We start from the raw sequence: 13157 nt of genomic DNA on the forward strand, positions 1-13157 counted from the left end.
AACTATGTAAATTCGAGTACTTTAATAGAACCAGCTGTATAACAGAATTTCGGCCTAAGCCCGCGTGACAAGGACTTAGGCCGAGATGGTTCCTAATCGTTGACGAAGCCGACAAACACCTCATTGATTCTGGCCATCATATCGTTTGAATTGCCATTGCCCCATGACGGACGGACAAAATGGAAGCGCAAGGCAGTCGTCACGACGGGGTTTTCCAAATTCAACGTCGTATACTGACCCAAAAAAGCGTCCTGATCATTATCTCGGACTTCGGCTATCGTCTTCCATTCTCCGTCTTCCAAGATCTGCAGATCAAAATCTCTGACATGCCAGTTGGCCGAGCCTATAACCGGCACATGTCCGCTCCACAGCTTCACTTGGTTGATCGTTTGCTCCGTTGTCCAGTCCAGCATCAGATAAGGCGTTTGAGAGCCGTTTGATATCCACCGGGTTTCCAAGCTTCCGTCAAGTACTCTATCTTTTGTATTTGTACCCAACGTGGAGTCGACCGACAACTGCGCAGTAATCGCCAGATTATTGGTTACATTAAGAACGAACGTTCCAGTGCGAGCAACGCCATCCAAGACGACAGTTGCCTGCAATGTTGCTTCTCCAGCTTGAAGCGCGGTAACCACGCCCGTATTATCAACAGTCACTAGATCCGGCGTCAGACTTATGAAAGATATGTCCGCATTTTCCAACGAAACGTCCGATCCTGTATTGTATGTGCCGGTCACATGCAGTTGGGTAGTCATGCCCGGCACCAGCTGCGAACGATCCGCCGTTACCGCTACGGCCTCAAGTTCGACGGGAGGGTAAGTTTCAACCCGCAGGTAAGGCCTATAGCTGGAGTCGGATCCATTGTATAAATGCGTCAAGTAACCGGTTTGATTGGCATTCTGGGCATAAGCAAGCGATATCGTCCGATCACCATCCAGACGTTCTTGCACGAGCACAGTCGCATCGAATACATACCAGGCGTACTCGCCTTTATTTTTCAGCTGCACAGTCGAGAGCTTCTGACCAAGCTCTGGCGGAGACTGGTACGTATTCCATTGCATTGTATCGCTGTCCCAGTCATTGCTATCCACTGCATAGAGAGAAGTTGCAGCTCCCGTCTCTCCAGCAGGGCTCTCCAGCGCTTGTCCATACACGTAGAGCCATGCGGTAGCCAGATTGCCTTCAATGGAATTCAGATCAAATTGCTGATAGCTTCTCACCGATTCGCTATCTTTTCCGCCTTTAATCTGTAAGAGATTCGCAACCGGGGCGTTCTGAGCATTTTGCTGTACGCTTGCCGCCCTGGTTGCCGGTATCAGTTCGGAAACCACCACTTGATTCTCATAATCCGTCCCGGTATTTCCACTGATCTCATTGCCGAAGAGACGAATATTCGTGCCGTGTGAGATCATAACGCCATTCGTATTCCCCGTAACATGATTGTCCTGAATGACAATATTCTCGGGTATGCCTGCGCCGTTCCCGGCGTTGGTCGGATCGCCGTCGTCTTTCATGGCAATTATACCCCAGAAGTCGGAAGCCGTATTGTTCACGATCTGATTGCCCTTCACAATCGTTCCGGGTGCATTTTTCAGACGTATTCCCTGGCTCCCCGCGTTCGTAAATCCGGTAATGGTATTATTCTCGATAATCGTATCGGGAGATCCCAAATACACCTGTACCCCATACCGTTTAACATTCTCGATTAAATTGTTATGAATGTAATTGCCTGGTCCAGCGGCATCATGCGTAGCGCCAGGATTGCCGACGCCGACAGCCGCTTCGCCGCCGCCAACGATATGATTGTAGCTTACTTCATTCATATACTCGTCTTCTCCGTGGAAATCGATAGCGTCTAATGCCGAGTTCAAGTAGTAGTTGTTTTCAATGAGATTGTTATGCGTGTAAGAATGCGCCATCGTTCCGTGACGCAGATAAGGACCGATAAACTCGTTGTTGCGAACGACATTGAAACGAGAGTCGTCCTCTCTGCCGAGCCGGCTTTCCTTGGACTTGCCTTCGATAGAAACGCCATATCCGTTTCCGCCCTCGGCTAAGTTCGTCGCGTTGCGAAAAAGCGAATTTTCCACAATAACATCATGACTGTTCGTAATGACAACGCCGATCCGTTGAAACTTCTCGATCGTCAGTCCGTCCAGCGTAATGTTATAGGACGGTTTGCCGGAAGCGGCGGTAATCATGATCACCTGCTTAGGTCCGCCCCGATCCGGATTCGCAACCGACGTATTCGTTGAATAATTCAAGTCCCAGCTGGACGTAATTGTCATGTTGCTGATCTTAATATTGTTTTGTCCGGCCATACGGAATACGATGCCTTCAACCGTGGCATATTCTTCCTGTTCATTAGCATGGTCGGAGACCAGCAGAACGCCATCCTGGCTCTCGCCGCGCATCTGCACGCCGGATTTCATAATGAAATGGGTAACTCCGTCCATATCTGTGCTCGTTAATTGATAGTGTCCGTTCGGAAGATACACTTCGTCCCCAAGCGCCGCTGCAGCCAGTGCAGCCCGGATAGCTTGAGCGTCATCTATTCCGTTGTCGGCAGGATCGGCGCCGAAGTCCAGGACATTATACGTAGAGCCGGTCACTGTCTGAGCCTCATGCGGCACATGAGGTGTGCCATCCGCATAATAGAGACCTGCTTTTGTCGGAATTGGGGAATCCGGATCCGGTCCCGTTGGCGGAATCTCCACATCACTTAATATAAACCCGTCCACATGGGGAGGGTAAACCTGAATTTCTGAAATGCTTGTCCATTCGCTTGCTCCGCGCCCGACCACCCGTACATAACGGGCGGTGACGGCTTCAAAACCAAAGGCCTCAACCTGGATCGTAGTGCCGCTGCTATCGCCGCTGTATACGCGGGTCCAGATGTTCTGGTCGTTCGAAACCTCGATATCAATGGTCTTGCTGCGATTGTCTCCCCGGTAGAAAGCGACTCCCAGATAAGAAACCAGYTGTTCCGAGCCCAGATCCAGTTCGACCCATTGCCCGTCATCATACGCCGACCACCTTGTCTGAATATCACCGTCAATGGCATATACCGGAATATTGGAATCGCTGCCGCTGGCCCGATAACCCGCGATCGTCAGCGGAGTTGCTGATTCTCCGCTAAGTGCCGGTGTGGATACGGTCACCTCATTGCTCGGCACAGTGGCAAGCTCAGTCGTCCTATGCGCTTTTATGGTAAAGGCATATTCGGTGCTTGGCTCCAGATTGAACACAAGCGCGCTATATAGACCGCCATTCGCATCATAAGTGGAAGAACTTACGGAAACCGCAGGGCTGTCGCCGTTATAGATCACATATTGGCTCACATCCGAGCTTGGCAACGGATTCCACTGCAGCTTGACAGTTGTGCTCGTCGTCTCCATGACGTGAACAACGAATGGCGGTTCCAGCGCAACACTGTAATCGTCCAGAGCGCCGTTCTCGATATCCTCGAATACGATTCGGTTGGCAGACTCCGCATCGGCTTCGGCCTGCACGCGGCTCGAGCCCATCAAACCCGTGAACAGCATACTCAGGATTAATAATAACGCTGTAGATCTTTTTGTAAGACTAGTCATTATCCACCACATCCTTTCTTTCATGTCATTTCATTTGCTCTTCACTTACAGCCTTTTTTGTATGCGCTTCCAAAAAAACTAGCCCAAGCTTCCACTTACACCTCCCGAACATCCGAATGTAATCATTCTGTCGCAATACATGAAGTCTCTGCAGCAATTGGAAGCGCTTAACAATAAGTATACAAGTCAGCCTGTCAGTGAAAAACAACGTATTTTCGAGAAAAACTACGATATTCATATCATCTGTTTTGTTTTGTGCTCAATGATCTGGCCGGCCTTAACTCAGCGGCCTTTTTCTATATTCGGTAGGCTTCGCTCCGCAATGCTGCCGAAACACGGCCATAAAGTGATTGGCGCTGGCATAGCCGCAAAGGTTGGCGATCTCGTATATTTTCAGATGTGTATGGGTCAGCAGCTCCCTAGCTTTACTCATCCGGCAGGCCGTCACATAATCAGAATAATTTTGTCCGGTTTTCACTTTAAACAATGTGGATAAATATTGATGATTCAAATGCACCTGCTCCGCGATGAATGGAAGTGAAACATCCTGATCCAGACAAGAGACGACCAGTTCCTTCACTCTTCGAATCGTCAGATCTTCATGGGCCGCTTCGGCGTTAGGCGTCTCTACCGCCCGCTCGCGGTCCAGCCGCGCTTTCAAATTCAATAGAAAATGGGAAAGCTCAATCCGGTCCACCGGCTTCAGGATGTAATCCGACGCATTGTGACGCATCGCCGCCTTAGCATAAGTGAAATCTTCATGCCCGCTAATGATTAATACAGGAAGGTTGGGATACAACCCCCGGACATGCCGCAATAACTCGATTCCGTTCATCTGGGGCATACGGATATCCGTAATCAGCAAATCCACCGATTGCATTCTGAGAAGCTCCAGCGCAGCGAAACCGTGCTCAGCTTCCGCGGTTACCCTGTAACTGCCGATCACTTCCTCGATCATTATCTTTAACCCTTCCTGAATTTTCTTCTCGTCTTCTACTAGCATCACATTGTACATTCCATTTCCCCCTATCGTAATGGCAGCCGGATTCTCCATTGTGTTCCGGAAGCCTCATCGCTCTCCACGCTTAAGCCGTATTCCACGCCATAAAGCAGTTGAATGCGCTGGTGAATATTTTTGATGGCATAGCCTTTCAGCGTATCTCCAAACTTTGGACGGCTGCCGTCCCGCTCCGGCTTGCACAACATCTGCTCTCGAACCTCCAATAAACGTTGCGGCGGCATCCCCACCCCATTATCCTGTACAGTCAGGAGCAAATCCTGATCCAGCACGGATGCCCTAATCGTTATCGTTAATCCGCTATTGCCCATTCCGTGCTCCAATGCATTCTCAACCAGCGGCTGAAGCAGCAGCTTTGGTACAAGACAAGATTCGAACGACGGATCCACATACATTTCCGAACTCAGCTTCTCGCCATGCCTGGATAACTGAATTTGCAAATAAGCGTTAACGAACCGTATCTCCTCCTTCAATTGCACCGGTCGTTCCTGCTTGTCAACCGTGTATCTCAGCATTTTTCCCAAACTGGCAACAATGTCGCTGATTTCGAGATTTCTCTCCTTCAGCGCCTGCATGCTTACCAATTCCAACGTGTTGTACAGAAAATGCGGATTAATCTGGCTTTGCAGAGCCGACAGCTCGGCTTCGCGTTCGCGCAGTTTCGTTTCATATACCTCCTTGACCAGCCGCTCCACTTCCGTCACCATCAGATTGAAACCCAGGGCCAATTGCCCGATTTCATCGCGATTCATCAAGCTCAAATCTGCCCGTTCGCTGAAAGCCCCGTCCTTTACCCGCCGCATGCGCGACTGAAGATAACGGATCGGCCTGACCAGCCGCTCTGACGTGAAAATCGCAAGCAAATAGGCAATGATAAGCGATATGACTGAAATGAGGATCGTAAATCCGACGATTTCCTTGCCGCCCCGTTGCAAATCGGCCATCGGGATAAGTCCGTGAATATTCACTTTCGTTGATTTGGAGTGCATGGTTGTGAACAGATAAGTCTGGCCGTTCCAATCTATCGTTCCGTCCCCCGGACCAATATCCGGGAAATTAACCGGTTCATCCGGAAATAACAGCTCGCCGTTATCCTTTGTCAAGTAAAACTGGCTGTTGTCGCTGAGCCATACTTCTGACAATAACGCTTCGAGCTCTTTCATGTTAAAATCAATTTTGACGACCCCAATGCTTTGGCCCGTTGCAGGGTGATTCAACGCTCTGGCAGCGGAAATAACCCGTTCCGATCGTTTGTAATAAGTCGTCTCGTGAGGTTCGATAATGACAAGCCTACCTTCCGCATCCAGCACCTCCTGCATCCAGCTATTCCCTTTCTCGTTCCAATAACGCTGCGTCAGTTTTTCTTGGACGCTGTACATAATGCCGTCGCGGGTGAAAAAGATCATTCGTTCAATTCCGGGCTGATCCAATGTGAGCGAAGCCGCTACTCTTGCCATTTTGGTAATTTCCGCCGACGGAATAAGCTTCTCCTCGCCTGGTTCTTCATAACTGTGCTTCTCCAAAATCCGCAGCACGTCTTCGTTATACAAGGGAGCCACAGTTATTCTGTCCGCGTCTTTTATCGTATTTTCCAAATTAATTTTCACTTGATTCATAATTTGCATGGAGTACGCCCTAGAGTTTTTTTCGGTTTCCTCCGCAAATTTATTGTAGGTGCTGATTCCGCTTATCAGGAATGGAATGGTGATAAGCAGAACGAACATGGTAATAAATTTGGCTCGTATTGAAATATACCGCTTCATTTCACCGATTCCTCCTGACAGATTCTAAACGCAAACAGGTACTATCACATGGTAAAAAAGGCCGCTCATCCGGTAGAATGTTTGTTTTCCAACAAACTTCCGATACGAGGCGACCTTATGAAAAAGTCTACCATGTCCCAATTATTACTTCAATTGAATTTGGCCGTTATCTTGCTGGCGGATGCGCGCTATACAGTCTGCCCACTACGCAGCAGCGCGCCGTTATGAATTAGCCGCTCCTGCAGCTGTCCAATGTCGATTTTCCCTGGTGATATACCCTGCTCCCATGCCATTGCTGCCGCCGTACCTGCAGCCTGTCCCGTCGCCATGCAGCTAGGTGTCAGACGCGTCGTTGCCAGCGCCTCATGCGTCGTCGAGATGCAACGGCCTGCCACGAGCAGATTGTCAATCCGCTTCGGCAGCAAACAGCGGTAAGGAATATCGTATGCCCCGTCTCCCTGGACCCATGCGGCCTGAACGCCCTTGCCGGACGGATCGTGAATGTCGATGGGATAGCCGCTTCGTGCAATGCAATCGTCGAACGCGCGTCCATCTACAACATCCTGTACCTGGAGTGAATAGCAGCCGTCTATTCTGCGGCTCTCGCGTATGCCGATTTGCGCTCCGACCGAAGAGATGGAAGCGTTCTCGAAGCCTGGCAAGCAGCGGGTCATGAAATCCGCGACCATGCGCACCTGCTTCCTGCCCTGCACCTCTCCTTCCGTCAAATCCTCCAGTTCAGTTCCGTCCAGCCCTTGAACACGAGTCGTATTGACAAGCACTTCGTCCGGTCCCGGACCTGTGAAGAAAAGGACCTGGTCTCTGTTAATGGGCAGGTCAGCCTCCTTCCAATGCTTGAAGTAACCCAATACGCCGGACAATGGCAGTTCCTCCAGCTCATCGAAAGGCGTCTTCTTATAAAACTCGTCCGGATGCTCGATCATATACCGTTTAACTCTCGCCAGGTCAACGCCTCTCATTCGGAACTTCATCGTCATCGGCTGCGTCAAATTATCGCTGTCGCGTCCTTGCAAGCACGGCGCGCCTGAGAGATAGGCCAGATCGGCGTCCCCTGTCGCATCGATGAACTGTTTCGCCGAAATTTCGTACTTCCCGGACTTGGTAGCCAATCGTACCGTTTCAATGAGGCCTTCCCTGGTCTGCACTTCGTCCATGAAGCTGTGCAGCAGCACCTTCACGCCCGCCTCGCGCAGCATATCGATAATTAACACCTTATAAACTTCAGGATCATAAGGGGTGATCGTCTTTACAAAGCCTACCGTATCGCGAACGTGACCGGGCGAAGCTCCCTCGGCCATCAAGCGGTCTACAATTTCCTGCGCCGTTCCGGCAATGACCTGCTTGCCATCCATCGTGTGAAAGGTCATCCATGGATAGACCAGAGCTGCAGTCGACATGCCGCCAAGAAAACCGTATCGTTCAATCAGCAGCGTTCGCGCCCCGCTTCTTCCAGCTGCCAGCGCCGCATTGATCCCCGCCGGCCCTCCGCCGCATACCACAATATCCGTCTCTATTTTTCTCATGCTTAACCCCTCCTCTGAAAGTACTTTCATTATAGGAGCCGGGGGACTTCTAAAGTAGTTTAACTTTAGTTTAAAATAGAGCTGTCAAGTGTTAGCGTGGACGATAGCTTTACGTTCGCATCCCCTAACCAAACAGAGAAAAGAGGAAGGCGGTTTTGAATTTGGGAACTCGTAAATCGATTACTCTGCACGATCTTTCCAAAGAACTTGGTCTTTCGATTCAGACCCTATCCAAGGCGCTGAGCGGACGAGCCGGCATGTCCGAGGAAACGCGGAGCCGCATTATTCGAACTGCCTTCGTACGCGGCTATTTGACTGTATCGCAGGCACGTGAGATGGTCAGCCGCGGCATCGCGCCCTATCCTACCTTCCAATTTCGGTTTGTATTGATACAATCCCGGCAATCTATGAATTACAACGTATTGTTGACAGAGGGGTTAAGAGAGAGGCTCGATCAATTGGAGCATCGACTGGAAAGCTATGTGCTGGATGAGGATGTGCCGGATCACGCATTCTCGGACTGGATGGAGCAGCGTAATTTGCCGACGGCGGACGGTCTGTTCATCGCGCCCCGGCTGCTCTCGGACTCCACGGAGCGCAAGCTGTTCGAGCTGCCTTTACCCAAAGTGCTGATTAATTATCCGAGACCGCTTTCCCGAATCGACAGCGTAATCTGGGATGTGTTCGAAGCCGTCTGCATGGCCGTGGACCGGCTCGCGCAGCTTGGCCATACCCGTATTATGTACGTAGGAGATATTCACAGCCAGCGGGGGTATACAAGAAGATGGCAGGCGTTTGAGGAAATGATGGGTGAGCTTCAGTTGGATCATGACGCAGAACTGCAAATAACGGACGTTTGGGACGAGTGCATGCTGATCGACAAGCTGCGCAGCAGCCAACCAACAGCAATCATTGCCGGCATCGATGAAGATATCGTAAGGCTGTACGACAACCTTACCTCCCTCGGCTATCGCATCCCGGAGGACATCTCCCTAGTCGGCTTGGCCAACGGACCGGTGGCGGCGCTACCGCATTTAAGCCGCCCCCAGCTTCTGATCAGGGAGACCGGATATAAAGCGGCTGACAAAATGCTGTGGCGCCTCGCCAACAATGGCGAGCCTTGCGAGCATATCCGTATTGCCGGCCCTTTCCATAACGGGCAAACCATCCGGCGCTTCAGCTGAGAAGCGCCGTTATCGTTTGATGTTCGGACGAGCTGTCCTCTCTCAACAAAAAAAGCCAGCAAAGCTATACCGGTTGTTCGATTCGCGGCTCACTGAGGTCCACCTTTTCCGCAGTCGCGTTCTTAGGCTTCACCGAACAGATTCGGTTGCAGATTTGACATTAAATGATATAGATTGGTAAAGCTAGTTTGCACGCAGCCCATCGGTGCTGTTCTGCAAACATCCTGTTCTACTACGTACCATTCGACTCCGTTCTCCTCTCCCCAGCGAATAATCGGTTCGAATTCAATCAATCCTGTACCGATTTCCGCATATGCCTGCTCAGCGTCTGCGGTCATATCCTTCATATGGATAATCGGCATCCTGTCCGCATAGGGCTTGAAGAATGATGCAGGCTCAAAACCGCCCTTCTTAAGCCAATATACATCCAGCTCTGCAAGGATTTCATTGTCTGCACCAGCCTCAAGCAAGTACGAAAGCGCATCCTGCCCCTCTATCACCGTTTCAAATTCAAAAGCATGATTGTGATAGCTGATTCGGAAGCCTTCACCCTTCAGATGCTTCGCAATACCGTTCAAATCTTTCTTCAGTTGTTTGTATCCACCTTCATTTCGCAGCTCAGCGGGAATACTCGGGCAAATAATATCCCGTGTGCCAAACAGCCTGGCGTCCGAGACCACTTTGCCCGTGTTCGCAACAATGTCATGGAAACCAACATGCATGCCTGCGGTTTTCAATCCAACTTCGTCCAAAACCGCTTTGAGTTCCTGCGGGTCATAGCCTTGAAAGCCCGCAAACTGTACGCCGCCATAGCCAATTTGACTTATTTTACGAAGAACTCCCGGGAAATCTGCAAGGCATTCCTCGCGAAGCGTATACAATTGAACCGCAATCTTATCCTTCAACAAACTACCATCTCCCTTCACTTCATTAATCCCCAGTATAGTGACAACTGATTTAGAAGTGAATATCCGATTCTCTGCTTGTTGACTTATTTTGCAACATTTATGATAGTAGAAATAGTTTACTCACTAGGAGGTGGCAGCAAATGATGGACGCATCGTGGATCGATTGCCTGTTGATCGGTTATTCTCATCATACTTCTCCGTTCACCGGCTCCTTGCAAAAGGGCACAGCCGACAATCGATTGCTCCTGCGCTTCCAGGTAAAAGGGACATGCCGTGTCGAGATTAATGATGAGACACATGTTGTGCAGCCCGGTGATCTGATCATCCGCAAGCCAGGGGAATATTACCGGTTAGTGGTTGAGGCCAATAAAGACGCTGACGCCTCTCAGCCAATTGAGAGCGCCGATTACTACTTATCCTGCAGCGGAGTATGGGCTCAGCAGTGGTGCAGCAGGAACGATTTTCCAAGCAAGGTTCATCTGGATACGGCGGAAGACTTCTTGGCATTGTGGAGAAAACTGATTTATGAGAAGCGGAATATTCATGGGGATAATGCGGAAATGATGGACGCTTTGATCAAAGTTTTATGTTTAACTATCGAGAGGGATGTAAGGAAGCAGATGGCGGCGGCCTCCAGACCGGAGCTCAACATCCCTTACAAAATGAAGCAGTATTTGGAGAAGCATGCTACCGATCCGCTGACGCTGACCCATATCGCCGAACGTTATGGCATCAGCGTATCGACAGCCTCCCACTTGTTCAAGCAAGCGTTCGGGCAATCTCCAATGCGTTATGTCATTGAGATCAGGCTGTCTATTGCCTCGGAGAGAATTCTATACAGCGACATGAAACTGGAAGATATCGCCGAAGCCTCCGGGTTTCGCAGCTATCCTTATTTCAGCCGCGCCTTCCGGAATCATTTTCACACCAGTCCCAGCAAATACCGCGTTCGGAACCAGCTTCGCAAGGTAGAGAATCCTTAATTGGAACGAAGCATCTATTCTATTACCGCTGCTCCCCGCTACAGCCTTAGGCGGTATTGATGCGGAGACACGCCCATAATCCGTTTGAACAGGCTAATAAAATAAGAGGTGCTCGTAAACCCTACCTGCTCGCCGATCACTTCTACGGATTTGTTCGTCGTTTGAAGCAGACTGCAAGCCTGCTGCATTCTGCGGGCTGTCAAATAACCGGTAATGCTGCTACCCGTCTCTTGCCGAAACAGCCGGGACAAATAAGATTTTGACATATGGAGCTCGTCCGCAAGCAACTCCAGCTGAAAGGGCTCCCCGTAATGGTTTTCAATCCATGCCATAACACGTTCCGATTGGCGAATCGGCTTCATATATTCCTCCTGCTTGGGCCCCGGAATAACCTTTCGTTTAATTAACGACAACACCTTTAACAAATAAAGCGCGCTCTGCTCTTCTTTGCTGCTGGCGGAGGAAGCGAGCAGGCTATTCTGGAATGCGGAGCAAGCGGCATTCAACTCTTCATTGTAATCGATCATATCTATGCCCTGCAAAGCGATAAGCCCTTGAAGCATTCGTTTATAGACGTCATAAAGAGCCGGAAACGTTCTTAAGTAGCCCTTCATAAATACAGGGTCGAAATGAAAGACGCTGCGTTCATACGGCCGGCTTTCACCCACTTCTACATAAACATTATGTAGCTGATAGGGTTGGAAATAAAACAGCATGCCTGGCTTAAGCTCGTACGTCTTCTGATTGACGGTAACCGAGCCGTGTCCCTGATGCACAGCCAGCACCTCGAAACCCCTATGCCAATGGTAATACCCCTCGAAATCTTGCTGCGACCAGTTGCGGTATGACCAAAGAAAAGACAGTCCCCCGTAGTCCATTTCCTGAAACAGCGTCCCCTTCACTGACAGCACCCCTTTATTTCAACAAGTCAACAGAACAACATTTTTAACCATTGTAGCGTAACTTTGTCCATTTGTCAGAGACTATAATGATAGCAAGCAGCTTAACCACAATCATGGGTCAACGAGGAGGCTTACTACAAAATGAATCAGGCATACAAAGAAAAAATATTGGTGCAATTAACCGAAAAGGTAGAGCGCATGATAAACCAAATTGGAGATAAAACGCCCCATGTGGCAAGAGCCAACGGCATCTATGACAGCACAGACGATAACTGGTGGACGTCCGGCTTCTGGCCCGGCATGCTCTGGGTTATGCATGATGCAACAGGGAAAGAGTCATTCCGGGCAGCTGCTTGGGAATGGGACGCCAAGCTGGAGCACAGCTTCTGCGAGCATCCCGTACAATTGCATCACGATGTCGGCTTTCAGTTTCTGCCGACTGCTGTCATCAAATACGAATTAACGGGCGATCAGGAAGGTCTACGAATCGGTTTGGAGGCGGCAAACTTCCTCGCAGGCCGCTTCAACGTGAATGGCGAGTTTATTCGTGCGTGGAACGGGCAAGAGGCTCTCGGCTGGGCCATTGTTGATTGCATGATGAATATCCCCCTATTGTTCTGGGCAAGCCGCACGACCGGCGACCCGCGTTACAAGCATATCGCGATACGTCACGCGGACACCTTCCTCCGTTGCGCCATTCGCGAGGACGGCTCGGTATGTCATATTTTATCTTTTGATCCGGAGACAGGCGCGTTTATAGAACCGCTGGGCGGTCAAGGCTTTTCCGGCTCTTCGGCGTGGAGCCGAGGCAATGCCTGGGCGCTTTATGGCCTCGCGATTGCTTACCGATGCACTGGGCTTGAGCGTTATTTGCACGCGGCGAAGCGGGTAGCGCATTACTTTGTCGCAGCACTGCCGGAAGACTATGTGCCGTATTGGGATTTCCGCGTAGAAAACATAGAAAACGAGCCGCGCGATACTTCCGCTGCCTCCATCGCAGCATCCGGTCTGCTCGAACTTGCTGAGCTGGTTCCATCCGCGGAACGCCGGATCTATAACGCGGCTGCCGAGAGAATCCTGTATTCACTAAGCGTGAATTATTCGACCTGGGACAATCCGGACCATGAAGCGATTCTTCTCCAAGGCACCGGACATAAGCCTGAAAACGCCAACATCAACGTATCGCTTATTTACGGAGACTATTACTTCGTAGAGGCATTCGCCAAGCTTAACGGATGGAGCCATCGAATCTTTTAGCCTGC

Annotated in this window: 9 protein-coding genes; 3 read left to right on the forward strand and 6 right to left on the reverse strand. The window is 50.3% G+C overall.

From position 1 onward, the window contains the following. Positions 1–92 precede the first annotated feature (92 nt). The 4 genes from AC1DLI_RS31615 to AC1DLI_RS31630 form a co-directional block, all read right to left on the reverse strand. Positions 93–3593: a galactose-binding domain-containing protein gene (locus tag AC1DLI_RS31615; protein WP_477609261.1), complete on the reverse strand. Its 3501-nt coding sequence runs from the start codon at positions 3591–3593 to the stop codon at positions 93–95. Positions 3594–3870: 277 nt separating this feature from the next. Continuing rightward, positions 3871–4608 (reverse strand): response regulator transcription factor, encoded by a 738-nt coding sequence (locus AC1DLI_RS31620; protein ID WP_477609263.1) that lies wholly within the window; start codon positions 4606–4608, stop codon positions 3871–3873. 11 nt (positions 4609–4619) lie between these two features. Next, positions 4620–6374, reverse strand: coding sequence for a cache domain-containing sensor histidine kinase (locus tag AC1DLI_RS31625; protein ID WP_477609265.1), 1755 nt, complete (start codon positions 6372–6374; stop codon positions 4620–4622). 188 nt (positions 6375–6562) lie between these two features. Continuing rightward, positions 6563–7918, reverse strand: coding sequence for an FAD-dependent oxidoreductase (locus AC1DLI_RS31630; protein WP_364144984.1), 1356 nt, complete (start codon positions 7916–7918; stop codon positions 6563–6565). Between the two features lie 161 nt (positions 7919–8079). Here AC1DLI_RS31630 and AC1DLI_RS31635 point away from each other — a divergent pair, with 161 nt between their 5' ends. After that, positions 8080–9102: a LacI family DNA-binding transcriptional regulator gene (locus AC1DLI_RS31635; RefSeq protein ID WP_477609267.1), complete on the forward strand. Its 1023-nt coding sequence runs from the start codon at positions 8080–8082 to the stop codon at positions 9100–9102. A gap of 122 nt (positions 9103–9224) precedes the next feature. On the opposite strand, the gene AC1DLI_RS31640 is transcribed toward AC1DLI_RS31635, so the two are convergent. Beyond that, positions 9225–10007: a sugar phosphate isomerase/epimerase family protein gene (locus AC1DLI_RS31640; protein WP_477609269.1), complete on the reverse strand. Its 783-nt coding sequence runs from the start codon at positions 10005–10007 to the stop codon at positions 9225–9227. 143 nt (positions 10008–10150) lie between these two features. Here AC1DLI_RS31640 and AC1DLI_RS31645 point away from each other — a divergent pair, with 143 nt between their 5' ends. Next, positions 10151–10993: an AraC family transcriptional regulator gene (locus AC1DLI_RS31645; protein ID WP_477609271.1), complete on the forward strand. Its 843-nt coding sequence runs from the start codon at positions 10151–10153 to the stop codon at positions 10991–10993. A gap of 38 nt (positions 10994–11031) precedes the next feature. Here the strand turns inward: AC1DLI_RS31645 and AC1DLI_RS31650 are convergent, their stop codons facing one another. Continuing rightward, the gene (locus AC1DLI_RS31650) at positions 11032–11895 is read right to left on the reverse strand and encodes a helix-turn-helix domain-containing protein (protein WP_477609273.1); all 864 of its coding nucleotides are present in this window, start codon (positions 11893–11895) and stop codon (positions 11032–11034) included. Positions 11896–12036: 141 nt separating this feature from the next. Between AC1DLI_RS31650 and AC1DLI_RS31655 the strand changes: the two genes are divergently transcribed. Further along, positions 12037–13152: a glycoside hydrolase family 88 protein gene (locus AC1DLI_RS31655; protein ID WP_477609275.1), complete on the forward strand. Its 1116-nt coding sequence runs from the start codon at positions 12037–12039 to the stop codon at positions 13150–13152. The last annotated feature ends 5 nt before the right edge of the window (positions 13153–13157 follow it).

This window comes from Paenibacillus sp. 01T443 (assembly GCF_056398325.1).